This window comes from Methylocella tundrae (assembly GCF_038024855.1).
GTDB lineage: Bacteria > Pseudomonadota > Alphaproteobacteria > Rhizobiales > Beijerinckiaceae > Methylocapsa > Methylocapsa tundrae.
The window spans coordinates 3,437,501-3,462,808 of record NZ_CP139089.1 but is presented as its reverse complement, the minus strand read 5'-3'; the positions used below and the strand labels follow the sequence as shown (position 1 = coordinate 3,462,808).

The following is a 25,308-nucleotide window of genomic DNA, read 5'->3' as shown; positions in this document are numbered from 1 at the left end:
AGCCTTCCTTAACCGTGCCCGAGCGGGGCTTAATTGTTCCTGCTGCCGCTGAGGTAGAGGAGCGACTGGAAGATATTGATGAAATCCAGATAAAGCATCAAAGCCCCATTCACGGATTTCTTGGTCGCGACCTCATGGCCGTCGCTCTCGTAATACATTTCCTTGATCGCCTGCGTATCCCAGGCGGTGAGGCCCGAGAAGATGAGGACCGAGAGGATCGACAGGCCGAACTGGAAAGCCGAGCTCTGGACAAAGAGGTTAACGACGCTCGCAATGACGAGACCGATCAGTCCCATGACGAGGAACGCCCCCATCGCGGAGAGGTCACGCTTCGTTGTGTAGCCGTAGAGGCTGAGGCCGCCGAACGCCGCGGAGGTGATGAAGAAAGCCCTGGCGACGGAATTGCCGGTGTAAATCAGCAAAATCGACGACAGCGAGAGGCCCATCGCCGCCGCGAAGGCGAAGAACAGGGCGCGCGCGGACGAAGCCGACATCTGGTTGATGCGGAACGAAAAGAACAGCACGAAGGCAAGCGGCGCCAACATCAGCACATAACGCAGCGGACTGCCATAGATGGCCGCGCCGAACGCCGTCAGATTGATGCTGCCCATCCTTGCGGCGGCCTGCGACGCGTCGCCGGTCGTGGCGAGCATGTTCACGCCGAGCGCCACCAAACCGGTCAAGGCGAGGCCCACCACCATATTATTGTAAACACCGAGCATAAAGGTGCGCAGGCCCTGGTCGATTTCGGCGCGACCTGCCCGTGCGACGCCCTGACCCCAGCGGGCGCTTGCGTTGCGGTCGAAGTCGGACATGAGTTCCTCTGGAAGTTATGGAGGCTTCACCGCCCCCGGCCGCCGCCGTTTCTGACACGCCAGCGTATGATCCAATATGGCCCAGAGGCCAACCCCATTCAAGGGCGCGCAACATGAACTATACTTAAGGTTGCCAAAGTCAAAGATCGCGCAGATAGGGCCCCGGCTTGCGCCCGAGGATGCGAAAGGTTCCGATCAACCCAAGCAGGATGGTGAGGATCAGCGCGGCGGCGGCGCTGCCGAGCGCCTCGCGCCAGAAGAATATAAAGTCGAGATCCATGATCTTCCGCAACACGCCATAGGCGGCGGCTGCGCCGGCCGCGACGCCAAAAAGGGCCGTGGCGAAGCCGATGAGGCCATATTCATAGAGGAACGCGGCAAGAAGCCGCCCGCGTGTGGCGCCGAGGGTTTTTAGAACCACGGCGTCATGCACGCGCGCCTGCTGGCCCGCCGCGACGGCGCCGCCGAGCACCAGGATCGATGCGAGCAGCGCGACGCTCGAAGCGCCCCTGACGGCGGCGGCAAGCTCCGCCAAGATGGCGCTCGCAGCCTCGAGCGCATCCTTGACCCTTATGCTCGTCACAGCGGGAAAGGCGGCGGCGCTCTCGCGCAAAAGGCTCATTTCGCGGGCCTGATCGGCGCCGGCCGGAAAAGTCAGCGTCGCGAGATCGGTATAAGGCGCGCCAGCGAATGTGTTCGGCGAAAAAATCAGCACGAAATTGATGCCGAAGCTGCGCCAGTTCACCTTTCGGATATTGGCGACAGCGCCGACAATCGTGCGGCCGAGAACATTGACGGCGATTTCGTCGCCGATCTCGAGCCCCAGACCGTCCGCGATTTCGCTTTCCAGCGAAATCAGCGGCGGGCCGCCGTAATCCTTCGGCCACCATTGCCCTTTGACGAGCGTCGACCCGGCGGGGAGACTATCCGCGAATGTGACGCCCCGATCGCCCCGCAGCGCCCAGGCCGCGCTCTCCTTCGGCCGTGCGAGATCGGTCGACAGGCCGTTCAGCTTGACGATGCGTCCGCGCAGCATTGGAACCAGCTCGATTTTGCCATCGGGCGCGCGCTCTTTCAGGAATTGCGTGAAAGCGCCCGCCTCGGCGCCCTGCACGTCGAGAAAAAAGAAGCTTGGCGCCGTTCCCGCATTGCCGGCCTTGAGCTCGCCGCGAAGATTGCCGTCGATCAGCGCGAGCGTGACGAGGAGGGCGAGGCCAAGACCGAGCGACAGCACGACCGAGGCGGTCAGGGCGCCAGGACGATGGATGTTGCCGATCGCAAGGCGCAGCGCGACGTTGCGCACATGCGGCAGCCTCCGCGCGAAAAATATGATGGCGAGAGCGACGAGGCGCAGCAGGACAAAGGCCGCGAGCGTCGCGCCAAGATAGATTAGCGCGAGCTTGCGGTCGCTGGAAAACAGCAGCGCGGCCGCGACAAGGGCGCAGGCGGCGGCGAGCGTCAGCGAAATATAACGCGGTCGCGGCCAGGCCCGCAGCGGCTCGACGCTCTCGCGAAAAATCGCCTGCGCCGGCACGTCATGCACAACGCCGAGCGGACCGATGGAAAAGCTCAGCGCGGTCAAGAAGCCATAGAGCGCCCCCTCGCCGATCGCGCTCGGGTGAATCGAAGGGACAAGCGGAAAAGGAAGCAGCGCGCCAAATCCCCAGACGGCGATGAAAGGCATGGCGGCGCCGATCAAGGCGCCAAACGCGATGCCGAGACAGGCGACCAGCATGACCTCCGTCAGCATCATGGCGAAGGCCGCCGCGCCACTGGCGCCGAGTGATTTCAGCGTCGCGATCGTCTGGCGCTTGCGCTCGACATGGGCGCGGATCGCATTGGCGACGCCGACGCCGCCGATGATCAGGGAGGTCAGCCCGACAAGGGTCAGGAATTGCGTAAAACGGTCGAGGTTGCGCGAAAACTGCGGCGATATGTTTTTTCGCGTGCGCATCTCCCAGCCGGCGTCCGGCAAGTCGGCGCGCGCATGATTGGCGGCGTCATCGACGGCGGCGTCGCCCGCAGGCGCCGACGGCGAGCCAAGCGCCACGCGATAGAGCCAATGGGTGAGCGCGCCCGGCTGCAGCAACCCCGTCGCCCGAAGCCCCGCCTCGCTCATCATGAGGCGCGGGCCGAAGCCGACGCCTCCCGCCAACTGGTCCGGCTCCTTGGTCAGAAGCGCGCGTAACTGATAGCGCGCATCGCCAATTGAAATCAGATCGCCGATCGCAAGGTTAAGCCGCGGCAAAAGGGCCGGATCGACGGCGGCGCCAAAAACACCGTCTCGCTCCGACAGCGCGCCGTCGAGGGATTGCTCCGGCTCGAGGCCGACCTCGCCAGCCAGTGGATAAAGCGCATCGACCGCCTTGATCTCGACCATTGCCGCCTCGCCGTTCTGGCGGCGCGCCATGGCGCGCATCAGAGCGACCGACGACAAGCGTCCGCTCGCGGCCAGAAAGGCGCGCTCGGAGGCCGTCGCTTCACGCTGGGCGAGATCGAATGAGAGATCGCCGCCGAGGATCGCGCGGCCATCGCGCGCAAGACCGTCCTGCAGCGAAAGCGAAACCGATTCGACGCCAACGATCGCGGCTACGCCAAGCGCGATGCAGCCGAGGAAAATGCCGAACCCGCCGAGGCCTCCGCGCAGATCGCGCCATGCGACCCTCAAGACGAAAGGCAAGCGCATCGCCCGTCCCGCCTCCGCCCGCGCGTCTTTCGCGCGGACCGGCGCAGTTCCCAGCTCGTTCATGCAGGCGCCTTCTCGAATGGAGACATCAGCTGAAATGGACGGCGAGCCAGATGGTCGCGCCCGATTTGTCGGTCCATTCCACGCGATGCTTTTGCTTCGCGGGGATGAGCAGCCAATCGCCGGGATGCAAAACCCGTGGATGGGCCTCCCCCTCGAAGCGCAACGCCGCCGATCCGGCGAGCACAAGCACCCATTCGGCGAGATCCTGATCGTACCAAAACCCCGGCGGGCTCGCCTGCCCGGTCGAGACGATGCGCTCGATCTTTAGATTTTTCGCCTCGACCAGAGGCGTGAACCGCTCCGCGCGCGTGTCGAGGGCGGCGATGTCGAAGAGATTGCCAACGCCATCATGCGCCGACGCCGAATCGATCATGCCGCCATCCTGTTGCGATAGGCCATCTCGATCCAGATTATGGCAAACCTCCATATACGCAAAAAATCGCGGCGCTAAAGCGGAACAGCCAATGGCTCCTCTTGCTCGACGCGGCCGGAACTGATCTTGACCGTGCGGTCGCATCTGGCGGCGAGACCGGGATCATGCGTGACGAGAACGAGGGTCGCGCCGCGATCGCGCCTTAGCGCGAACATCAGCTCGATGATGCTCGCCCCTGTGGCGGCGTCGAGATTGCCGGTCGGCTCGTCGGCGACGAGAATTGAGGGGTTCGGCGCAAGGGCTCTTGCGAGCGCTGCTCTTTGCTGTTCGCCGCCCGACAATTGCGCTGGATAATGCCGCAACCTATCTTTCAGTCCAACGGACTGAAGTTCAGCCTCGGCGCGCGAAAAGGCGTCGCCCGCGCCCGCCAGCTCAAGAGGAATTGCGACGTTCTCGAGAGCCGTCATGGTCGGGATGAGGTGAAAGGATTGGAAGACGATGCCGATATTCGCGCCGCGAAAGCGCGCCAGCGCGTCCTCACTGAGGCCGTTGAGGCTAGCGCCAGCGATTTTGACAGTTCCCGAATCCGGCCGCTCAAGACCCGCAAGCACCATCAGAAGGGTCGATTTGCCCGATCCCGATGGTCCGACGAGTCCGACCGTCTCGCCGCGAGCAATTTTAAGTGACAGCCCTTTGAGGATATGAACCCGCGCCGCGCCGCGGCCAAGGCTTAGATGCACGTTTTCGAGTTCAACAGCGGGTTCAAGCATCCATGACATCCAAAACGCCGCCGCAAACAGACCCGCGCCGCCTCAATTCCCCGGCGCAGGCCCCGATCGCCAATGCGCGGGCTGAGCCTGTCCGATATAGGGATCGCCGCGACTTTCTCCAAGGCGTCCTCCAGACTGGCGCCGCGCTGCTGCTGGCGCTTCCGCTTGACGCCGGACGCCGGAGCGCCGCCGCGGAAGAAAACCCTCGAGTGACAAAACTGATTGCATTCGGCGATAGTTTGACGGCCGGCTATCTCCTGCCGGCCAATGCGGCTTTTCCCGCCGTGCTCGAGACCGCGCTCCACAAGGAGGGCTATCGCGTCGCCATCGCCAATGCCGGCGTGTCCGGCGACACCTCATCGGGCGGCCTTGCGCGGCTCGACTGGGCGATCGGCGATGGCGCGGATGGCCTCATCCTCGAACTCGGCGCGAATGACATGCTGCGCGGAACCGACCCCAAGGTGACGAAATCCGCCCTTGAGGCCATTCTCGCGAAACTCAAAGAGAAGGACGTCAAGGTTCTGCTCGCCGGGATGCTGGCGAGCCCGAACCTTGGCAAAGACTATCAAACGCAGTTCGACGCCATCTATCCCGAACTCGCCGCCGAATATGGCGCCCTGTTCTACCCCTTCTTTCTCGATGGCGTCGCCGACCGGCCCGATCTCAAGCTTGCCGACGGGCTTCACCCCAATCCGGACGGCGTTAAAGAAATCGTCCAGAACATCCTGCCGAGCGTCCGGGCGCTTCTCGCCGAGCTTGGGGATAAGCCGGCGCGCGGCTGAGAATTTTTCGCGCCCGCAGCATGAGCCGATTTTCGCCGCGAAGAAAATTTGCTAGATAGAGCCAGTTCGGCGATGGCCGCGCGATTCGGCTTTTCACTCCAGTATTTTAAGGAGGGACCATGCCTCGCCTGTTCACCGGCCTCGAGATTCCTCCAGATCTCGCCATGGACCTCGCCATGATGCGCGGCGGCATCTACGGCGCGCGCTGGATCGACGTCGAAAACTACCACATCACCTTGCGCTTCATCGGCGACATCGATGACGCCACCGCACGCGACGTGCATGCCTCGCTGGAGCAAATCCGGCGCAAACCCTTCACCGTCGAGATCGAGACGCTGAGCTCCTTTGGCGGCGACAAACCAAGAGCGATCGTCGCCAAGGCGAAGCCCGCGACGCCCCTCGTGGAGCTTCAGGCGCAACAGGAGCGGCTGCTGCGGCGCATGGGCATTCCGCCCGAGCCGCGCAAATTTACGCCGCATGTCACCTTGGCGCGGCTGCGGGCGGCGTCCTCCATGGCGGTCGCCGATTATCTCTCGACGCGCGGCTTTTTCTTTTCGCGCCGTTTCGAGGCGCAGCGCTTCGTGCTTTTTTCGTCCCGGGCCTCGACCGGCGGCGGCCCCTACGTCATCGAGGCGGCCTACCCGCTGGGTTAAGATTTTGCCCGGCGCCCGCCTCAATTGTGTGAGCGCGTGCGCCGCCGCAGGATCATCGGCAGGCCGCCTTCCGGCCGCAGCGTAATGTGCTGCACGGGCTTCACCTCGTGACCCTTTGGAACCTCGAGGGTGAACGAGCGCACGACGTGGGCGAGGATGATCGCGGCCTCCTGCAAGGCGAAGGCCGCGCCGATGCAGACGCGAGGGCCGGCGCCGAATGGCAGATAGGCGAAGCGGTCGATTTTTTCACGGGCGCCTGGAAGGAAGCGGCGCGGATCAAAGACATCCGGCTGATCCCATAAAAGCTTATGCCGGTGCAGCACCCATTGCGACACCATGACGAGCGCGCCTTTGCGAATGCGACGGCCGGCGAGCGTATCGCAGTCGAGCGCGTGACGGCTCATGCTCGCCACCGGCGGATAAAGCCGCATCGCCTCCTCGATCACGGCTTTGGTCTCGACCAGCCTTTCGGCGTAATGCTCGATGGGGCCGGGCAGCACCGCGTCGGCCTCAGCCGCGAGGCGCTGGCGCCATTCCTCCGACATCGAGAGCAAAAACAATGACCAGATCAGCGCATTGGCGGTCGTCTCATGACCGGCGCCGATGAAGGTCACGATATTGGCCCTGATTTCAGCATCGCTAAGGCCCACGCCGGTCTGCGGATCCTCGGCCTCCAGCAGTAATGTCAGTATGTCGCGCGGCGCGGCGGCGCCCTTTTGGGCCAGCAGCCGCTTGCGGCGCTCAATGATGGCGTCGACGACGTCCTCAAAAAAATTCAGCGCGGCGCCGCTGGTCAGTTTGGTCCAGCGCGGCACCCAATCGGGGAAATCAAGGAGATCGAACGGATCGAGGCGCCCGAGCGTGAGGAAATAGCGCGTGAGCGCGGCGGTGAACTCGGACGGATCGCGCCCGAGCCCATCGGAAAAGATGGTGCGGCCGAGCACGTCGAGCGTCACCCGCGCCATTTCGGGTTGAATGTCGAACATTCGCCCCTGGCGCAGCCGCAGCCATCGCGCGACGAGTTCTTTCGCCGCTTCATCCGTGGCGGCGGCAAAAGAGGCGATGTTTTTCGGCGTGAACAGAGGCGCGAGGGTGCGGCGCTGCGCGCGCCACTCGTCGCCTTCGACGATGAGCAATCCCTCGCGCAGACCTTCGCCGAGGACGCGCTTTTGCAAAGCGTCCTTATTGTAATTGGCGGCGTTGTCGAGCAGGACGCGCCTGATCGCCGCCGGTTCATTGATGACCGCGATCGTGCCGAGGATCGTCGGACCGATGATGATCGGCAATTCGAAATGGGCGCGGGTCCAGGTCTCGATTGGATTTTTGCGCAAGACGCGCATCGTGGAGATTGGCCCGAGCGGCGCGGCAAGCGGAACCGGCGCGGGTGGGCGAGGCAGAGCCGTCGCATGGGAGGAAACATCCGTCATCGCGTCAGTCTATGCCGCGAGCCGGCGCGCGCAAGAGCCGTTCCTGTCGGGACGGGCGCCGAACCAATTCAACAAAACAACAGCGACGATTGGCTTGCAGGCGTGGCCGCGCCGATATAAAAGCCTGTTTCACGCGCTGCGCTCCCTTCGTCTAGCGGTCTAGGACGTCGCCCTCTCACGGCGAAAACAGGGGTTCGATTCCCCTAGGGAGCGCCAATTGCGTCAAAACGTCGAACATCGGCGCGGATTGCGGATTGGTGCTCAGGCGATGACGGCCTGTTCGAGGCGCCGATCCCGATTATCGGCTCAGGCTCAGGCCTGCATTATTCCAGAGCAGGACGAGATCAAGCACGATCGACCGGATTCCACCAGGCAGTGTCGAGGCGCGGCGCATGAAGGAATCGACGGGCCGCCGGATTAGACTGACGCGGCTTTGGCATATCCCGTCGGTTCGCTGGCTCGCGGAATACCGCGCCGCCTGGCTGCCCGCTGACATCGTCGCCGGCGTGACCCTCGCGGCCTACGGCATTCCCGTCTCTCTTGCATATGCCGGACTGGCCGGATTGCCTCCGCAAGTTGGCGTATACGGCTATTTATTGGGTGGACTTGGCTACGCTTTGCTCGGATCGTCGCGTCAACTGGCGATCGGGCCCACATCCGCCATTTCACTTATGATTGCCGGAACCGTGGGCGCGATGGCGGCCGGGGACGCGCAACGCTACGCACAGATCGCCAGCCTTACGGGTTTCACCGTAGCAGCCCTTTGCCTGATCGCCTGGGCGTTGAAGCTCAGCGTGCTCATTAAGCTGGTTAGCGACAGCATACTTGTTGGGTTCAAGGCGGGGGCGGGCTTGACGATTGCCGCGACCCAGCTGCCAAGCCTCATTGGAGCGCCGGGCGGCGGGCACAATTTCTTTGAACGGGTGATTCTGTTTGCCGGACAATTAGGCGAGACGCATTCCCTCGTGCTTGCGGTCGGCGCCGTCGCGATCGTGCTGCTGACAGTCGGCGAGCGCCTGCTGCCGGGTAAACCGGTCGCGCTCGGCGTTGTTGCGCTGTCGATCGTGATCGCATCCGTGCTGGGGCTTCCCGCTCTCGGCGTGCCAACGACGGGAAAGATTCCGGCAGGCTTACCCACGCTGGAAGGTCCGGCGTTGCGGCTGCGCGATATAGAGGGCATAGTTCCTCTGGCCGCCGGATGCCTGCTGCTCGCCTATATTGAAAGCGTCTCCGCCGCACGCGCCTTCGCCGCAAAGCATGGATATGCTCTCGACACGCGGCAAGAGCTGCTCGGGATCGGCGCGGCAAATCTCGCGACGGCGCTGGGCCAAGGCTATCCTGTCGCAGGCGGATTGTCGCAGACAGCCGTCAACGACAAGGCCGGCGCACGCACGCCACTCGCCCTTGTCTTTGCCTCGATGACGCTTGCCATATGCCTGCTCTTCCTCACAGGGCTGCTGGAAAACCTGCCCAAGGCAATTCTGGCCGCCGTCGTTCTGACGGCCGTGTCCGGATTGTTGGATTTTCCGGCGCTGTTCCGCATGTGGCGGGTAAGCCGGCTCGATTTCTACGCTGCAACGATTGCTCTTTTCGGCGTCCTGTTGCTGGGCATACTTCAAGGCATCCTCCTCGCTGCGCTGGCGTCCGTCCTGATGCTGCTGGCCCGTGCGTCACGCCCGCATGTGGCGTTTCTTGGCCGCGTTCCCGGCACGAACAGCTACTCCGACGTCGGCCGGCACCCGGAAAACGAGCCGATCTCCGGCGTCATCGCCTTCCGTCCCGAAGCGTCGCTGATCTACGTCAACGCCAGCTCTGTGCTCGAGACGGTTCTGAACCGCCTTGCCGCATCAGCTCCGTCCGACATCCGCCTGATGATCTGCGATCTCTCGGCATCGCCCTACCTTGATCTCGCGGGTTCTCGAATGCTGCATGAGTTGCACAGCGAACTTGCCGCTCGTGGCATCGTGCTGCGAATCATCGGGGCGCATGGACGGGTCCGCGATCTGCTGCGAGCGGACGGCATCGGTGAAAAAGTCGGGGGGCTCGAAAGGGTCGTAACGCTTGATGCGGCGCTCGGCGGCGGCGGGTGAAGGCCCGGCCGGCTCCAAAAATGGTCCGGCTCAAACAAGCCCCAGTCACAAGCAATAGTTGCGGATGAGCTGTGGCTTAAGCACACGAAAGGAGCCCGGCAAAAAGCCGCACGCACGCGAACGAAGGACTGGCGGGGGGACGCCAATCCTTCGCGCACTATCAAGGACTAGGTAATGAAATATGGCGGACTAACGCCTTTTGAAAAAATTTAGTGATCACTAGACGGCTAATAACGTGCGTTCCTAAAATATTGCTTCCAAACCAGAACGGATCCGCTGTAGACGTCAGTACTATAAGTTGAAATTTTCACGTGGTCGTATATTGGTTAGCTAACAGTTGAATACTGATACAAATGGGGCCGAATAGCAAGACTGAATTGTTAATTACTTCTTTTTTATGCAAGTAACTATTCTTATTATTTAACAGTTCAATATCGTCAGGAGCGCGAAAGCGGACGGCGGTCCACGGGCATGGGCGGGCAAGAGCGGCCTTTGGCGATTAAGTCGGCCCTAGCGCCGCCCTAAGCGCGGTACAACCTTCGCTGGCGAGAAAAGCGGGAAGCCCGCAGACGGACGCAAAGCGAAGGGAGCCACCGCCAGGGAAAACAAAAAATAGCCCCGTACGGGGCTATTCCTTGGCAGGCGTCAAGGCGGCTCACTTATCGCCGCGGCCCATCCCCGAGTCCGGCTCTCCAGATGGCGTGTTACCGCTGGACGGCGCCATTGACGGTGTTCCCGTCATATCCGATGGATGGCCTGAGGTCCCAACCGGCCCCTCCGGGCTATCGGCGGCGGAGCGGCCTTCGGGCCCAACTGTCGCGGGCGCGGAACGCGAGCCTTGATCGGGAGGGCTCATCGACTGGGCAAGGGCGACGCCCGGCGTAATCGCGACCATTGCGGCGAATAGAGTTCCAAGCTTCATGAATACGGCTCCTTGGGTTTTGCGTGTCGTGAGCGCTCTAACGGGCGCCCGCGGAAAAAGTTCATGGTTTTATGCTTTTCTATTGCGCCCCGCATGCTCCGCCGAGCGTGGTCTCTCCGCCACACGTTCCCCGGCGTTTCTTCGCGATTGTGGTTGGAATAAAGCGTCCGCTCGGGCGATGCGTGGGGCCATCCTCACGGCGATTGCGTTGAATTTAATGAAATATGACGATGGAAATGGTGATTGGACAGCCAAGGTAAGCTGCCGCAATATCGCCATATTTCAGCACCTATCAATTTTCCCTTTTATTCGCGGCGAATGCTTCGCTAAAGGCCGCCGATACGCCCCGGCGCGTGCGCTCGCGTGACGGCGATCAGGCCCCCGCGGGATCTCGCGTTTTCAAAGCGCCAGGGCGAGCTGGCCACGATCCTTCACCCGCGTCTGCGACAACGAGGAAAGCGAAACTCCGAGCAGGCGCACGCCTTTTTTGACCGGCAGAAGCGGCGCAAGCAGCCCAAGACTCAAACGTTCGAGATCGGCGAGGCTTGCGATGACGTCCTCGCCGGATCGGCTGCGCGTGATCTGCTTGAAATCGGCGTATTTGACTTTCAGCGTGATAGTTCGGCCCCGGATGTCGCTTGCCTCGCAATGCCGCCAGACTTTGGCGAGGACCGGCCGCAGCGCCTCACACATCGGCTCGAATTCAAACAGATCCCGCGGAAAGGTGTTTTCCGCGCCGATCGATTTGCGAACCCGGTCGGCGCGCACCGGCCTTTCATCGACGCCACGGGATATCCAGTAATAGGCCTCGCCCGACTTGCCGAAGCTCTGTTGAAGAAAAGCCAAAGATCTTGCGCGAAGGTCAAGTCCTGTCTCGATTCCGAGCCGCCTCATCTTCGCCGCCGTCGCCGGTCCAACACCCTGGAATGTTTCGACCGGCAGGGTCTCGACGAAGCGCGCCCCCATCTTCGGCGTGATGACGAAGAGACCATCGGGCTTGCGATGATCGGAGGCGAGCTTGGCCAAAAACTTATTATAGCTGACGCCAGCGGATGCGGTGAGATGCGTTACGCGACGGATCTTCGCGCGGATCTGCTCGGCGATCTCCGTCGCCGACGCGACGCCTTGTAGATTCTCGGTGACGTCGAGATAGGCTTCATCGAGCGACAATGGCTCGATCAGGGGCGTATATTCGGCGAAAATCTCGCGGATCTGGAGCGAGACTGCTTTGTAGACATCGAAGCGCGGCGTCACAAAGATGAGTTCGGGGCATTTGCGCTTCGCCGTCACAGATGGCATCGCCGATCGCACGCCGAACTTTCTCGCCTCATAGCTCGCCGCCGCGACAACGCCTCGCTCGGAAGAACCACCGACGGCGACAGGCCTGCCGCGCAGCTCCGCATTGTCGCGCTGCTCGACCGAGGCAAAAAAGGCGTCCATATCGACATGGATGATTTTCCGGCGCGCGCCATCAGCCGGCGCATCCCCGTCGAGCGCTTCAGGCTCGGGTGCGCGCATATGAATCACGCCGGGAAGCGCGGGGATTTCGTATCAAAGACACTGGCCCATCATCCGATGATCTGTTGTCGAGAGCAAACAATCGCCTGCCTCCTCATCGCCACATGCCGCGCATACGGGCGCCGAGGTCAATTCGAACGCCAACAGCCGGGCCGCGCGCGACGGTGGCCCCCGCCGCCGCCGTCGGCCAGGCCGTACGCTCGAACAGATGCAACAGCGCATTCGGGATAAAGCGCGTTCGCGAGGCGTAAACGTGCCGGTCGCCCCGCGCGTTCTGCACATGCGTAAAAAAGCGTTGTGGCACGATGAGATGCAGATCATCCCTTGCGCGGGTCATCGCCACATAAAGCAGGCGGCGCTCCTCCTCGATCTCGTCCGAAGTCCCCGCGCCAAGATCAGATGGCATGCAGCCGTCGACGACGTTCAGCACGAAGACGGATTTCCATTCCTGCCCCTTGGCGGAATGAATTGTCGAAAGGATAAGATAATCTTCATCGAGATGTGGCGGGCCCGCCTGATCGCTGGTGGCGTCGGGCGGATCGAGCGTCAGCTCCGTCAGGAACCGCTCGCGCGAGGGATAGCCGGCGGCTATCTGTTCCAATTGCACGAGATCGGCAAGGCGCGGCGTCGCATCCTCGTGAATCCGCTCAAGATGAGGCTCGTACCAAAGCCGCGCGCACAAAAGCTCAGCCGGCCACCCGGCGGTTCTGCCGCGCAGCGCCATGACCGTCGCGACAAATGCGGTCCAATGCACGCTGGCGCGCGGCGGCGCGGGCGCGGAGCCAAGCGCGGCGATCGGATCGGACGCCGCCGCCATATGGTCGAGCGCGCGCTGCGCCGACGCCGGGCCGACGCCCGGCATCAGTAGCATGACGCGAAAGCCCGCGACGCGATCGCGCGGATTTTCGACAAAGCGCAGCAGCGCCAGAATATCCTTGACATGGGCGGCGTCGAGGAACTTCAACCCGCCGAATTTGACGAAGGGAATGTTGCGGCGGGTCAGCTCCACTTCGAGCGGACCGCTGTGGTGCGACGTGCGGAATAAGACCGCCTGTTGCTTCAGCGTCGATCCGCTCTCGCGGTTTTCGAGCACCCGTTCGACGATGTAGCGGGCCTGATCGGCCTCATCGCGAACAGCGACGAGTTGCGGGCCCTGCTGCGAATTGCGGTCAGTCCAGAGATTTTTCGTGAATCGCTCGGCGGCCAGATCGATGACGCCGTTGGCGGCGGCGAGGATCGGCCGCGTCGAGCGGTAATTGCGATCGAGCGTCACGATCTCGGCCGGCGGGCTGAACTGGCCTGGAAAGTCGAGAATGTTGCGCACCGTCGCCGCGCGAAATGAATAGATCGACTGCGCGTCATCCCCGACAACCGTGAGCCCGCGGCCGGTCGGCTTCAGCGCCATGAGTATCGAGGATTGCAGCCTGTTGGTGTCCTGATACTCATCGACCATGACGTGATCGAAGCGCTCGCCGATGTCGGCGGCGAGCGCGGGATCGCTCATCGTCTGCGCCCAGTAGAGCAGAAGATCATCGTAATCGAGAACGTTCTGGCGCTGCTTTGCTTCGACGTAAGCGGCAAACAGCTGGCTAAGTTCCGCGGTCCAGGCGAGGCACCATGGAAAGGACGCTCCAAGGACTTCCCCGATGGCAAGTTCGGCGTTGACACAGCGCGAATAGATCGAAAGGCATGCGCCCTTGGCCGGGAAGCGTTTTTGGGTCTTCGAGAAACCAAGCTCGTGCCGCACCAGATTCATGAGATCGGCTGAATCCTCGCGATCATGAATCGTGAATGCCGGATCAAGCCCGATCGCTTCGGCGTAGTCGCGGAGCAGCCGGGCGCCGACGCCATGAAATGTCCCCGCCCAACCGAGCGCGTCCGTCATGACGCCGGCGCTATCGCCGATCACCTTGCGCGAGATGCGCTCGACCCTGCGCGTCATCTCGGCCGCCGCGCGCCGGGAGAAAGTCAGAAGCAGGATGCGCCTCGGATCGGCGCCATTGACGATCAGATGCGCGACGCGATGCGCCAAAGTGTTGGTCTTGCCCGATCCCGCCCCAGCGATGACGAGCAGCGGCGCGCAATCCCTCGCACCGGCACCGTGCTCAACGGCGCGGCGCTGTTCAGGATTGAGCGCTTCAAGATAGGCGGCGGCAGCGGGCAAGGATTCGAATCATCTTTCTGGCTGAAAAATGCACGATCGCAGATTCCTGTTTTGTTCGCAATCGCCGTCTGTTTATTGACCGCATGGCGGCCCTGGCTTTTCCGGCCACAGATCCGGTCAACGGGGCCGACGGGTCCTTGTTAGTAAGGGATCATCTTGATCCGCTCGAAACGAGAAGCCTCAAATGAGCGAGAGGTCGAGGGCGTTGCAAACCATAATTTCAAAGCTAAAGTTGAGCGCGATGATCCCCGCGCTTTAACCTGCCGCCAGATTGCTTGGCGTCACTGCGACATTGAGGGTGAAAGCCAATGCGCCGCCGCGTGGGTTCGCTACGCGAAAACAAAAGGCGGAACGTTCCGCGTCGGTCGCCATTCTCCGCGCCTAGGAGCGTCGTCGGGCGGAAAGGAACCCTTGATGGATAACCTCGAGCGGTTCGACGCCTCTGCCATGGACGACGGGCGATACCGCCTCCTCGTCAACGCGGTGACGGATTACGCCATTTTCATGCTCGACCCGGAAGGCGTGGTGACGAGCTGGAACCCTGGCGCGCAACGCTTCAAGGGATATGAGGCTTCGGAAATTCTCGGCGAAAATTTTTCGCGCTTCTATGTAGAGGAGGACCGGCGCGCCGGACTGCCAAGACGCGCGCTCGATACCGCCGCGAGGGAAGGAAAATTCGAGACTGAAGGCTGGCGGGTGCGCAAGGATGGCGCTCGCTTCTGGGCTCATGTCGTCATCGATCCGATCCGCGGCCCGTCAGGCGAGTTGCTCGGATTCACCAAGATCACCCGCGACCTTACCGAACGCAAGTTCGCTGAGGAAACCTTGAAGCGCAGTGAAGAGCAGTTCAGGATCCTCGTCCAAAGCGTCACCGATTACTCGATCTTTATGCTTGATTCTGAAGGCCATGTGAGCAGCTGGAACCTGGGGGCCGAGCGGATCAAGGGCTATCTCCGCGAGGAGGTCATCGGCGAGCATTTCTCGAAATTCTATACGCCGGAGGATCTTGAAAAGGGAGAGCCTCAGCGGGCGATCGAGACCGCGGCTCGCGAGGGCAGGTTCGAGAAAGAGGGCTGGCGCGTCCGCAAGGACGGCACCCGTTTCTGGGCCAATGTGGTCATCGACGCCATCCGCGACGAGAACGGCGCGGTCATCGGCTTCGCCAAAATCACGCGCGATATTACGGAGCGGCGGGAGGCTCAACGCGCCATCGAGGAAGCCCGCGAGGCGCTCTTTCAATCGCAGAAGATGGACGCCATCGGGCAGCTCACGGGCGGCGTCGCGCATGATTTCAACAACCTGCTGATGGCGATTCTCGGCAGCCTCGAACTGGTCCGCAAAAGGCTGCCGGACGAGCCCAAATTCACCTCTCTGATCGACAATGCGATGCAGGCCGCGCAACGGGGGGCGTCGCTGACGCAGCGCATGCTCGCCTTCGCCCGCCGCCAGGAGCTGAAGCCGGAGCCGGTCGATCTGCCGACCCTCGTGCGGGGAATGACCGATCTTCTGCAGCGCTCGCTCGGGCCCGCCATGTCGATCGAGACCCGCTTCCCGCTCGCTCTACCTTCTGTCCAGGCCGACACCAACCAGCTGGAATTGTCCCTGCTGAATCTTGCGGTGAACGCCCGCGACGCCATGCCGGAAGGCGGCGTGATCATTATCGCGGCGCGGGCGGAAACCGTCTCGGGGGCCTCCCAAAATGGGCTGGCCGGCGGCGCTTATGTGTGTCTTTCGGTGACAGATACGGGAGAGGGCATGGACGAGGCGACGCTGTCGCGCGCCATGGAGCCCTTCTTCACAACCAAGGGCATAGGTAAGGGCACGGGGCTCGGACTGCCCATGGTCCACGGATTGGCGGAGCAATCCGGTGGGCGGCTCGCCCTGAAAAGTCAGAAGGGCAAAGGCACAACCGCCGAGCTTTGGCTCCCCGTGGCGCAACGGGCCGCCGCGCCGGCCAGTGACGACGAGCAGCCGCCAACGTTGGAAAACAGCCGGGAGGTGAGCCGGCTCGTCGTGGTCGCCGTGGACGATGATCCTCTCGTGCTGACCAACACCGCCGCGATGCTCGCAGATCTTGGGCATACGGTGTTTGAAGCTTCCGGCGGGAGGCAGGCGCTCAGTATTCTGCGGCGCGAGAGCGTCGATCTGGTCATTACCGACCAGGCGATGCCGCGCATGACAGGGACACAGCTTGCCGACGCGATCAGAGCGGAGTGGCCCGCGCTGCCGGTTGTTCTGGCCACGGGATATGCGGAGCTAAGCTCAGCCGACACAGTGCATCTGCCGCGTCTTTCAAAGCCGTTCCGGCAAGACGACCTCATGCGGGCGATCGCTGACGCGCTCGCGGCGAACCGCCGGCGCGTTGACCGCTAAGGTTCCAGGCTGCCGATCTCCCTGCGCTCGATGAGCATGCGGCCGCGCCTTCGCCCCAGCTGTGGATCATCACAACAGGAGCCGCTGTGTAGACGAATTCCGATGCTGGCTCGAAGTATGACCCTTCAAATCATAGCATGATGCCGGAAAGTGGAATCCGGTTTTCGGTTGGCGTTCTGCTCCAACGGATCGATGCGGGACGGATTGCGGCTTTGGAGGGAGACGCGGCGCGATGTCATCCGAATTCATCCGGCTCCAGCGGCGCCGGCGCGTCGTTATCGCCGCCTTGAGGGAGACGCGCCCTCAGGCGGTAGAGCCGGAACCATACGTTTCCTCAGGCATTCGTCCCGCAGATCTTTTTCTCATGTCAGGGAGCGATCATGAAACGCACGATCAGTATTGGCCTTGCAGGAGCTGTGGCTCTGTTGCTTGGCGGGGCCGCGTCGGCGGAGACGCTGGCGGAGAAGACGGGAGTTAATGAAGTGTTGGGCGTTAGCCCGACGACAGCCGATTTCGTCAACGAAGTTGCGCGCAGCGACATGTTCGAGATTCAATCGAGCGAACTCGCGAAGCAGAAGGCGCAAGGCGCAACCGCAACATTCGCCGACCGAATGATCTCCGATCACACCAAAACGTCGAATGAGCTAAATTCCCTCGTCCGGAATGGTTCGGTCAAGGCCGCTCTTCCATCGGCCATCGACGACTCTCATCAAAAGAAGCTCGACAAGCTGAGATCCTTGAGCGGCGCAGACTTTGCAAAGACATATATCGACGATCAGATCTCCGCGCACAAAGACGCCGTGAACCTCTTCGAGCGTTATTCAAAGGGCGGCGATAGCGAACCCCTGAAGCAATGGGCGGCCAAAACGCTCCCGACGCTGAAAGAGCACCTGAAGATGGCGCAGGATTTGAACCGCAATCGTGTCGCATCGCCCTGACGACGCGCGGCGGGACAATCGGTTCGAGCCGTGTGTGATCCTGGACCGGAAGGCGCGCCTCCTTCAGGCATGCCGCGGATCTTTGAAGGCAGCTGGCGAGGCGGCTTCAGGCGGCCTCGCAGCGTCGTGACAAAGGGGCAGTCAAATCGCGTTCAAATCAACCGAATGCCGCTGGCAAAGATCATCGATCGGGGGGATGATGCCTTGACTGATTCCGGGCTTTAGGCAAGCCGGGAGGGTTCGTTCTTCTGGGGATGCCCATGCGCGACTTCGGCAAAGCCATTTTGATCTGCGCGGCGGTGTTGATTTCGCCCGCCGCCGCAAAGGCGAATGTGTACCTCTTTCAAGTAACCTGCTCGAACGATAAATATGTCGCTCAGTGGGAAAGCGGCGACGCCGACCCCGGCAAAGAGCACTTTCGTATCGCAACCGGAGACGTCAACCTCGACTGCTCAATTTACGACTATAATCCAACGACAGATAGGGACATGCCTCGGCGCTGGTGCAGCGATCCGAACGGCGTCGTCCGCGGCTTTCCTCCCATCCTCATTCTGATTGGATATTCTCACTGCCGTTAGGCGGTCGGAGGCCAGCCGACGTAACCCACAATCGCTGGCAGATTCTTCCTTGCTCGTGAACACGAAGGCCCAATGACCGCGGAAACCCAGTCATGACGCGAAGAGGTGGAAGCGCTGATCTGCCGTTACATGGCGGCCATGTGCCGAGGTGGCTCGCGGATCGTATGACGCGCCTCGGCGCCGTCATGAGCGAGGCCATCATCCATCACTATGGCCGCGACGAACTGCTGCGGCGTCTTGCGCACCCTTTCTGGTTTCAGTCCTTCGGCGCGGTCATGGGGATGGATTGGCATTCCTCGGGCGTTACCACAAGCGTCATCGGCGCGCTGAAGCGCGGGTTGGCGCCCCTTTCGAGCGAACTCGGGATTCATGTTTGCGGCGGCCGCGGAAAGCACTCGCGCCAAACGCCGCATGAGCTTGTGGCGATCGGCGAGCGCGTTGGATTTGACGGGTCGGCCCTCGCTACCGCCAGCCGGCTCGTCGCCAAGGTCGACAGCGCCGCCCTGCAGGACGGCTTCGACCTTTATCTCCACGGATTCATCGTGACCGACGACGGCCATTGGGTCGTGGTTCAACAGGGCATGAATGAAAACCGCAAGCAAGCGCGCCGGTATCATTGGCTGTCGGAAGGGCTGACGAGTTTCGTCGAAGAGCCACATACCGCCATCGAAGGCGCCGGGCGCGGCGAGATCGTCAATCTCACAGACCGCCGCGCAAAAGCGTCACGCCACAGTCAACTCGATCTTCTGCGGCTGCTTGGCCCAGACGCCATCGCGCGGCGCGCCGCGTTCATTGAAGGGCGGCCAGAAACACACCCGAAGGCAAGTGCGCCGGATCAACTTGTTCTGCCGCATTTGACCATGCCAGCCCATCATGATGTCCGCGCGAGCGATGTGCTGGCGCCGCGTCTTCGCGCCAGCCTCGCCGCCGCGGCCGATCGCGGCCCCGCCGATTTCGCCGAGCTTCTGCTTGTCCCCGGCGTTGGAGCGCGCACCGTGCGCGCGCTGGCTATGGTCGCTGAGGTCCTGCACGGGACGCCCTGCCGCTTCGCCGATCCGGCGCGTTTCTCCTTTGCGCACGGCGGCAAGGACCGGCATCCCTTTCCTGTTCCTTTGAAGGTTTACGATCAGACGATCCAGGTGCTGAAGTCCGCTGTCAGGAACGCAAAGCTCGGACGAGAGGACGAGCTTGCGGCATTGAAGCGGCTCGATGATCAGGCTCGAGGGATCGAGCTTCGCGCTTCGGATCGCCCTGTAGAAGTTTTGATCGCCGAAGAGCTAAGGCTCTCGCATTCCTACGGAGGGCGCAGCGTCTTCGGCTGGGAGGGCCCAGACGGGCATGGCGCGGATCAGGCCGGCACGATCGCATGATCTAGTCCGGCTTTCGGCCAAATAGCTTGCGCAATTCAACCTTGGCGGCGTCGAGCTTCCTTGTGCGGGCCGCGCTCAAGTTCTTGCCGGCCCTGTTGAGATAAAACGTCAGCATCGACATGGCCGAACGGAACGGTGAGGATTTTCGCCGGCCGCTTTGCTCCGCCGAGCGCTTGAGCGATCGCGCGATGTGCGCCGGATCATCGCTGTTGAAAACTCCCGTCTCAAGATCCAGGGCGTCGCTCGTCTGCGTGACCTCCGCCGACCATTTGCGCGTCTTTCGCTTTCGCTCGGACATGGCTGTCTCCCTCGTATGCGCGACTGGGCAACCCGCGTTCAGGGCGATCCGTTCCACGCAATCGTGCGCCCGTTTTCAACACAGATTATTTTGCTGAGCCGCCCGGAACGGATTCGATTGCGCCCGGTTAGGAGGGCCAGACCGAGTGGTTATACCCGGGTCTGATCACAATAATCTTCAAAGGGATGATGCAATGGCAAAGGAAGAGCATACCCGTGGCGGATCGCACGAACAGCACGTGAAGGCCGGCGAACAGAGCCACAAGAATACGACCGACTCGTCTGCTCAGGGTCGTGAAGGCGGCCAATCCGGCAGCGAACGTGGGAGCGGCTCGTCCCGCGGCGGCACTCATGAACAGCATGTGAAGGCTGGAGAGCAAAGCCATAAGGGCGGATCGCCCAGCGGCTCGTCTCAGGGCGGCACGCACGAACAGCATGTGAAGGCGGGCCAACAGAGTCACAAGAACAGCTAAACGGCGGCGGCCCGGCAGGAGGCGGGGAGGCTTGGCCTCGACGCCTCCTTGCTCCCGGCGTGTTGCTCATCGAGGAGCGAACGGGCGCCGGGGCGTTGATCCGCCTTGCGAAATTCAATCGCCGCTCAGGATCAATCCGGGGGGTACAGCCTCTCCGTAAACGCTCAGGCGCTCCGCGCGCTCAACCGGCACGACAGTCCTGAGACGGCCGGTCTTGACAGCTGCTACGCCGCACTTTTCCAATTTGTCGGCGATTTTGTTGCGCAAGGGCGCCGGCGCATCGAGGCGGCGGTCGTCCAGGGCGCGGGCGGCGCGCTGGAACAGCGCCTGCGCCTCCGCGAATTCCGGATCGCTCCAATCGAATCGGCGAAACGCCTCGTAAGCCTTTTCCACAAGCGCCGGCGAGGCGATGGTCTCCGGACCACCGTAAAGCGGCGCGCGGTTGAGGAGGAGGCCGAGCGCCGCGAGGTAAGGCGCACAGTGCTTTTTCTGCGATGCAAGCTCCACAGCCGTCTCAATGAAGCGCCCGATCAGATCCGCCTTGAGCTCAACGCCGATTCGCTCAAAAGATCCAGCCATGCGGATCAGTTCGGGCGGCGCGTTTTTTTGCTGGAAAAGCCTGTCCTGTTCGGCCAAAAGCAAAAGTTCCTGCCGTTCCCGCGAAAGGCCGCCCGCCACCCGCCGCCACAGAATATATTCTTGAAGCTTGGTCCGCTTACCCGGAAAGCGCAGCCCCTCTCCGCGAATCCGCCACAGGCTATCGATGCGCGTTTCATCCCTTGCGACTCCAAAGCCGGGGCGCAGCAGGAAACCCGCCAGCATCAACCACGCCTCTTCGTGCTCGACTGAAAGCGCGCGGCCGGTTTCGCAGGTTTCAAGGCTCGTCCACAGGTCGCGCAACAGGACCCCGTTCCAATCGCCTTTGGCGGCGCCAAGAGCCTGCTCCAGACTGTGAAGGAGTTTTGGCGCGCCCGGCTTCTCGCCTTTACGGGGAGACGGCGTGAACGCCGTTCTGATCAGTCGCCCGGCCTCAGCCAATGCGTCCGGCGCGACGCCAGATCCCGCCTGCCCCGGCGCCGGGGGCTCTCTCACCGGCGGTGGTGAATCGTCCTCAAGCGGGCGAAGATTGAATTCAAGCGGCCATGACTGCGCGATGCCGGGGGCGAGGCTGCGGCATGACAGCTGCAGCAAGCCCAATTCATTCACGCCGGCGTCCAGCGCGACAGGAATCGTGGAAGCGGGCTCGCCGCTCAGAGGACCGGCCAGCGTCGCCGCCGTCTCGAGGGGCGGCAGGGCGCGGAACTCCTCCGGGACCAGTTCGACAATGTCGCCGACCTTTTTTTCATCATGGCGTGTCGAGGTATAGATCTGGAAACGCACGAGCGTGTTGACGCGAAGGCGCAGATCGAGGTCCGCGAGTTCAAACGTCTGTCCGGGCGAGGCCCCGTGCGGAAGAATGCAAACGAGCGAGAGCCGCGCCGCCATGCCTTCGCTATTCGCCGCCGCCCGGTGCGTTTCAACAAAAACCGCGCGCGCCGCGCCCGCCTCGATGCGGCGCGCTTTTTGGCGCAGCAGCGCGCCGGAATAGGCGGCGCCATGCGCGACGGCGAGATCAAGCTGAGCATTCTCCAGCACCATGGGCGGACGCCCGTCCTGCCATTTTCCGATCTGCTGGCGCAGCCTTTCCCGCAAGCGCCGCGGATGCAGCGAGCCGCCGTTGAAGAGCACGGCGTCGACAACTGGGCGACCACGCAGGAAAGCGGCGAGGTGCCGGGTGATCGCCCCGTCGAAGGCATAGGGCAGCCCAAACTCCTTGATCGCGCCAAGCGCCCGCCTTGGCCGGTCGGCAGCCCCGCAGTCGGGGAAGAATCCGTCAAGCAGCCGAGCCTCCAGCTCGGTGCGCGACGCCTCGGCGGATAGCGAAGCAGCAAAGAGATTCGAACCGCGGGCCGGAATCGAAACAGTGAATATCTCGTCCGGCGCGCCTTCGCCTCCGAAAACCTTTTCCTTGAGCGAGCGGCAGCGGGCGACCAGATGATCCCATTGGGCGGCCGAAAGTCCGCCCTCGCCCGTCGTGAGACGCTGTTCGAGCAGATGAGCGATGGCGAGATCGATATTGTCGCCGCCGAGCAGAATGTGGTCGCTAACGGCGACCCGCTTGATGACCGGCTCGCGGGCGCCCTCCTCGCGGCGGAGTTCGAACAGGCTGAAATCGGATGTGCCACCGCCAATGTCGATCACCAGTACATGGCGCGCGTCGCCGTCGAGATCAGGCAGCGCCCGCCACGAATCGCCAGCCTGCCGCTCCAGCCACCAATAGAAGGCGGCCTGCGGCTCCTCGATAAGACGCACGGAGGCGGGGTAGCCGGCTTGCTGCGCGGCGGCCAGCGTCAGCCGCTGCGCATCCGCGTCAAAAGAGGCGGGAACGGTGATCGTGATGTCCTGCGCGTCGAACGCGAAGCTGGAGCCTTGCCCGGCAAAGCCGGCGTTCCAGGCCGCCCGAAGATGCCCGAGAATGAGCGCGGAAGCATCAACGGGAGAAATCTTGTCCTGCGACGCCAGCGCGTCCGATCCCCAGGGCAGAAATGACGCGGAGCGATCGGCCGCGGAATGGCAGAGCCAGGATTTCGCGGATTTGGCGACGCGCCCCGGCGTTTCGCTGGCTTTGCGCTGCGCGAGCCGGCCGACGACCCATCCGCCGAAGTCGAGGCCCCGGTCCCGGATTTGCGCGGCGACGGCTTCCTCCGGCAGATAAAGGAAGGACGGCAGCGTCGCGGAATCAATCTGTGTCGAGGGCGTGTCCCACTGCGGAATGGCGAGAACCTGCGAGCCGCCCTCGCGCCCGAGCGGCGAAAACGCCAGCACGGAGTTGCTTGTGCCAAGATCAATCCCGATACTGAATTTTGGCTGCGCCATCGACTGTCCGTGCCGCGTTCTGTCAGGAAGGGAGCGCCTCGGCGGTCAGGCGGCGCTCGCAGTCTATTCCGTCCTGACCTGGAATTCGACCTTCCAGCGGCGGTCGGATTTCGCGTGTTTCATCCAAAGCTCGAGATTTCCAAGCTCGGTTACGACCGCGTTGATCTTTACGGGAACGGGCTGTCCCGCGGGAATGTCCTCGACCGCTGGCAGATCGACCTCAAGGAGGCTGATTTCCAGCAATTCACGTTCAGCGTCGGGGATGATCTGCCCCGGCGCATCGCCGCTTCTGACTTCGGATGAGAAAAACCGGAACTCGGCCGGTTGCCCCGTGACGAGAGCGAGGTCGCGGCCTTCGATCAAGATCTCGGAGCCTTCCTCCATCCCCTGGGGCACAACGCAAAGCGCCTTCAGCGGCGGAGCGAACCCCGGCACCGCCGGCATCGAAGTCTCGATGCCGATATAATATGAGCGCGACGCGCCAGCCTTGACCCGGATGCCCTTCCCGGTGATGCGATTGCGGCCATAGAACGATGCGCCCTTCGCCACCGCGAGATCCGGTTGGTAGCCGGCGAGTTCGCGAACAGACCCGCCCTCGTTCCAGCTCTCCAGCAGTTCCAGCACGCGCCGTCTTATCGACGCCGCCTTGAAGACCCCGCCGTTGAACAGCACCGCGGTCGGCGTCAAAAACGGCCTGGAACGGGCCTTTTCGCCGATCAGGGCGCGCAGCGTCTCGCTCGACTGCACGTTCTCAAGGCTGCGTGTGAGGAAGCGCGCAAGATGCTTGCTGACGACTGGATCGCTCGCGTAAGGCAGCCCGAATTCCTGCAGCCCAGCCCGTCGCGTCTTCTGCGGCAGATCTTCGATCCCGGTACGGGCGAAAAAACCTTCGAGAATGACCTGTTCCAGCGTTTGCCGGTCGAGCTTCGTCGAAACGGTGGCGCCGAACAGGCTCGACCCGCGCGAGGGGACGGCGATCGGGAACTCGGCCATAGCGTCGTCTTCAAGCATGGCGACTTTGGCCTTGCCGGCGGAATGCGTCAGCGCCAGGAACTGCGTATCGCTGATGGATCTGCCATCCGCCTCCAGCTTCGCACGCAGCGTATAGGCGAGCGCCAGATCCATATTGTCGCCGCCAAGCAGGATATGCTCGCCGACGCTGACGCGGTTGAGGTCGAGGAGGCCATCTTTCTCCGAAATGGCGATGAGGCTGAAGTCCGCCGTTCCGCCGCCGATGTCGCAGACCAGCACGATGTCGCCGGGACGAATCTCGGCGCGCCAGTCCTTTCCGGCCTGCGCAGTCCATGCGTAGAACGCCGCAAGGGGTTCTTCCAGCAGAACCACCTTGCCAAGGCCGGCCGCTTCCGCCGCCTCCGCTGTGAGGTTCCTTGCTATGTCGTCGAAGGAAGCCGGGACCGTCAGCACGACCTCGGCGTCGGCCAGAGCCATATCCCTGCCCCTGCTCAGCATGGCGTAGCGGAAACTTTCCCGGATATGTTCGAGATAGCGGCGCGAGCAGTCGAACGCCGACAATTTCTGCTCCCCGATCTCCGATTTCCACGGAAGCACCGCCTGCCGGGGATCAACATGCGGGTTCGAGAGCCATGACTTTGCCGAGGTGATCAGGCGATCTGGAACGAGCGCGCCATGATCGAGCGCGAAATGGCCCATGATCGGCTCGCCACGATCCGCGGCGCGCCACGGCAAGGGGAAGGCGCCCTCAGGAAACTCATCCGGGTGGGGAATATAAAGGGCGGACGGCAAGGTCGGCTTGTCGCCGATCCGGTTGGGGCCCAGAACCTGCGTCAGTTCGATGACTTCGATCTGACCGCTCTCGACCTCCGAGATCGCGATCGCGCTGTTGCTCGTGCCAAGGTCGATGCCGAGACTGAATCGATGGTTCATGGAAAAGCGCAGCGTCCTTTGTTATGGAAGATGATTGGAAAATCCAGGCGAACGCGAGCCGAGAAGCCGCGAGCCGCGAGCGTTGCAACCCGCCGTCATTGAAGTTCGACCTCGGCGGGAGCGATCGCGGGCAGCCGATCGCTGCTTGCCCCCGCAAGGCGTGGCAGCTTCACCCAGTCCACCTTCCATCCGTGG

Annotated in this window: 17 protein-coding genes, 1 tRNA gene and 2 pseudogenes (1 of these 20 running past the window's edge); 9 read left to right on the top strand and 11 right to left on the bottom strand. The window is 62.7% G+C overall.

The genetic code is table 11. The features are described 5' to 3' along the window. Positions 1-29: 29 nt before the first annotated feature. The 4 genes and pseudogenes from SIN04_RS18210 to SIN04_RS18195 all read right to left on the bottom strand — a co-directional run. Positions 30-815, bottom strand: a complete 786-nt coding sequence (locus SIN04_RS18210; RefSeq protein ID WP_134491505.1) for a Bax inhibitor-1/YccA family protein — start codon at positions 813-815, stop codon at positions 30-32. A 139-nt stretch (positions 816-954) separates the two neighbouring features. Further along, positions 955-3,564, bottom strand: coding sequence for an ABC transporter permease (locus SIN04_RS18205; protein ID WP_341264119.1), 2,610 nt, complete (start codon positions 3,562-3,564; stop codon positions 955-957). 25 nt (positions 3,565-3,589) lie between these two features. Next, entirely contained in the window at positions 3,590-3,937 is a 348-nt protein-coding gene (locus tag SIN04_RS18200; protein ID WP_134491503.1) for a cupin domain-containing protein, read from the bottom strand. Between the two features lie 74 nt (positions 3,938-4,011). After that, positions 4,012-4,614 (bottom strand): annotated as a pseudogene (locus SIN04_RS18195) (ABC transporter ATP-binding protein); the annotation flags it as partial. 95 nt (positions 4,615-4,709) lie between these two features. Between SIN04_RS18195 and SIN04_RS18190 the strand changes: the two are divergent. Together SIN04_RS18190 and thpR are read left to right on the top strand one after the other, a co-directional pair. After that, on the top strand, positions 4,710-5,489 hold the full coding sequence (locus SIN04_RS18190; protein WP_134491499.1) for an arylesterase: 780 nt from the start codon (positions 4,710-4,712) through the stop codon (positions 5,487-5,489). A gap of 119 nt (positions 5,490-5,608) precedes the next feature. Continuing rightward, positions 5,609-6,142: an RNA 2',3'-cyclic phosphodiesterase gene (gene thpR / locus SIN04_RS18185; RefSeq protein WP_174511899.1), complete on the top strand. Its 534-nt coding sequence runs from the start codon at positions 5,609-5,611 to the stop codon at positions 6,140-6,142. Positions 6,143-6,162: 20 nt separating this feature from the next. Here thpR and SIN04_RS18180 read toward each other — a convergent pair whose 3' ends face one another. Next, complete coding sequence (locus tag SIN04_RS18180; protein ID WP_134491497.1) at positions 6,163-7,569, bottom strand: cytochrome P450; 1,407 nt, start codon at positions 7,567-7,569, stop codon at positions 6,163-6,165. A 140-nt stretch (positions 7,570-7,709) separates the two neighbouring features. On the opposite strand from SIN04_RS18180, the gene SIN04_RS18175 reads away from it, so the two are divergent. Together SIN04_RS18175 and SIN04_RS18170 are read left to right on the top strand one after the other, a co-directional pair. Further along, positions 7,710-7,785: transfer RNA gene (locus SIN04_RS18175), tRNA-Glu, on the top strand. 176 nt (positions 7,786-7,961) lie between these two features. Further along, positions 7,962-9,659 (top strand): SulP family inorganic anion transporter, encoded by a 1,698-nt coding sequence (locus SIN04_RS18170; RefSeq protein WP_134491495.1) that lies wholly within the window; start codon positions 7,962-7,964, stop codon positions 9,657-9,659. Positions 9,660-10,980: 1,321 nt separating this feature from the next. On the opposite strand, the gene dinB is transcribed toward SIN04_RS18170, so the two are convergent. Further along, positions 10,981-12,099 (bottom strand): DNA polymerase IV, encoded by a 1,119-nt coding sequence (dinB, locus tag SIN04_RS18165; RefSeq protein ID WP_134491493.1) that lies wholly within the window; start codon positions 12,097-12,099, stop codon positions 10,981-10,983. Between the two features lie 94 nt (positions 12,100-12,193). After that, positions 12,194-14,263: an ATP-dependent helicase gene (locus SIN04_RS18160; protein ID WP_341264118.1), complete on the bottom strand. Its 2,070-nt coding sequence runs from the start codon at positions 14,261-14,263 to the stop codon at positions 12,194-12,196. Positions 14,264-14,677: 414 nt separating this feature from the next. On the opposite strand from SIN04_RS18160, the gene SIN04_RS18155 reads away from it, so the two are divergent. The 4 genes from SIN04_RS18155 to SIN04_RS18140 all read left to right on the top strand — a co-directional run bounded on the left by SIN04_RS18155 (position 14,678) and on the right by SIN04_RS18140 (position 19,522). Further along, positions 14,678-16,636 carry a hybrid sensor histidine kinase/response regulator gene (locus tag SIN04_RS18155; RefSeq protein WP_134491489.1) on the top strand — a complete coding sequence of 653 codons (1,959 nt, stop codon included), beginning with the start codon at positions 14,678-14,680 and terminating at the stop codon, positions 16,634-16,636. 380 nt (positions 16,637-17,016) lie between these two features. After that, positions 17,017-17,574, top strand: a complete 558-nt coding sequence (locus SIN04_RS18150) for a DUF4142 domain-containing protein (protein ID WP_134491487.1) — start codon at positions 17,017-17,019, stop codon at positions 17,572-17,574. A 260-nt stretch (positions 17,575-17,834) separates the two neighbouring features. Further along, positions 17,835-18,152 (top strand): hypothetical protein, encoded by a 318-nt coding sequence (locus SIN04_RS18145; protein ID WP_134491485.1) that lies wholly within the window; start codon positions 17,835-17,837, stop codon positions 18,150-18,152. A gap of 92 nt (positions 18,153-18,244) precedes the next feature. Further along, positions 18,245-19,522 (top strand): DUF763 domain-containing protein, encoded by a 1,278-nt coding sequence (locus tag SIN04_RS18140; protein WP_134491483.1) that lies wholly within the window; start codon positions 18,245-18,247, stop codon positions 19,520-19,522. 1 nt (position 19,523) lies between these two features. Here the strand turns inward: SIN04_RS18140 and SIN04_RS18135 are convergent, their stop codons facing one another. Further along, on the bottom strand, positions 19,524-19,820 hold the full coding sequence (locus SIN04_RS18135; RefSeq protein WP_134491481.1) for a DUF3175 domain-containing protein: 297 nt from the start codon (positions 19,818-19,820) through the stop codon (positions 19,524-19,526). A gap of 193 nt (positions 19,821-20,013) precedes the next feature. Between SIN04_RS18135 and SIN04_RS18130 the strand changes: the two are divergent. After that, a pseudogene (locus SIN04_RS18130) lies at positions 20,014-20,208 on the top strand (hypothetical protein); the annotation flags it as partial. Between the two features lie 198 nt (positions 20,209-20,406). Here the strand turns inward: SIN04_RS18130 and SIN04_RS18125 are convergent. The 3 genes from SIN04_RS18125 to SIN04_RS18115 all read right to left on the bottom strand — a co-directional run. Continuing rightward, the gene (locus SIN04_RS18125; RefSeq protein ID WP_134491479.1) at positions 20,407-23,208 is read right to left on the bottom strand and encodes a hsp70 family protein; all 2,802 of its coding nucleotides are present in this window, start codon (positions 23,206-23,208) and stop codon (positions 20,407-20,409) included. Positions 23,209-23,271: 63 nt separating this feature from the next. Next, positions 23,272-25,113, bottom strand: a complete 1,842-nt coding sequence (locus SIN04_RS18120; protein ID WP_134491477.1) for an Hsp70 family protein — start codon at positions 25,111-25,113, stop codon at positions 23,272-23,274. A 95-nt stretch (positions 25,114-25,208) separates the two neighbouring features. Continuing rightward, on the bottom strand, positions 25,209-25,308 hold the 3' portion of the coding sequence (locus SIN04_RS18115; protein ID WP_134491475.1) for a DUF2760 domain-containing protein. The gene runs 515 nt beyond the window's last position; only the last 100 of its 615 coding nucleotides appear in the window; the start codon falls outside the window, past its right edge; its stop codon occupies positions 25,209-25,211.

Bases quoted from the DNA above. Each gene is read 5' to 3' on its own strand.
- SIN04_RS18205 (WP_341264119.1), bottom strand. From the start codon at position 3,564: ATGAACGAGCTGGGAACTGCGCCGGTCCGCGCGAAAGACGCGCGGGCG.
- SIN04_RS18210 (WP_134491505.1), bottom strand. From the start codon at position 815: ATGTCCGACTTCGACCGCAACGCAAGCGCCCGCTGGGGTCAGGGCGTC.
- thpR (WP_174511899.1), top strand. From the start codon at position 5,609: ATGCCTCGCCTGTTCACCGGCCTCGAGATTCCTCCAGATCTCGCCATG.
- SIN04_RS18135 (WP_134491481.1), bottom strand. From the start codon at position 19,820: ATGTCCGAGCGAAAGCGAAAGACGCGCAAATGGTCGGCGGAGGTCACG.
- SIN04_RS18140 (WP_134491483.1), top strand. From the start codon at position 18,245: ATGACGCGAAGAGGTGGAAGCGCTGATCTGCCGTTACATGGCGGCCAT.
- SIN04_RS18150 (WP_134491487.1), top strand. From the start codon at position 17,017: ATGAAACGCACGATCAGTATTGGCCTTGCAGGAGCTGTGGCTCTGTTG.
- SIN04_RS18200 (WP_134491503.1), bottom strand. From the start codon at position 3,937: ATGATCGATTCGGCGTCGGCGCATGATGGCGTTGGCAATCTCTTCGAC.
- SIN04_RS18145 (WP_134491485.1), top strand. From the start codon at position 17,835: ATGCGCGACTTCGGCAAAGCCATTTTGATCTGCGCGGCGGTGTTGATT.
- SIN04_RS18155 (WP_134491489.1), top strand. From the start codon at position 14,678: ATGGATAACCTCGAGCGGTTCGACGCCTCTGCCATGGACGACGGGCGA.
- SIN04_RS18125 (WP_134491479.1), bottom strand. From the start codon at position 23,208: ATGGCGCAGCCAAAATTCAGTATCGGGATTGATCTTGGCACAAGCAAC.
- SIN04_RS18180 (WP_134491497.1), bottom strand. From the start codon at position 7,569: ATGACGGATGTTTCCTCCCATGCGACGGCTCTGCCTCGCCCACCCGCG.
- SIN04_RS18170 (WP_134491495.1), top strand. From the start codon at position 7,962: ATGAAGGAATCGACGGGCCGCCGGATTAGACTGACGCGGCTTTGGCAT.
- SIN04_RS18190 (WP_134491499.1), top strand. From the start codon at position 4,710: ATGACATCCAAAACGCCGCCGCAAACAGACCCGCGCCGCCTCAATTCC.
- SIN04_RS18120 (WP_134491477.1), bottom strand. From the start codon at position 25,113: ATGAACCATCGATTCAGTCTCGGCATCGACCTTGGCACGAGCAACAGC.
- dinB (WP_134491493.1), bottom strand. From the start codon at position 12,099: ATGCGCGCACCCGAGCCTGAAGCGCTCGACGGGGATGCGCCGGCTGAT.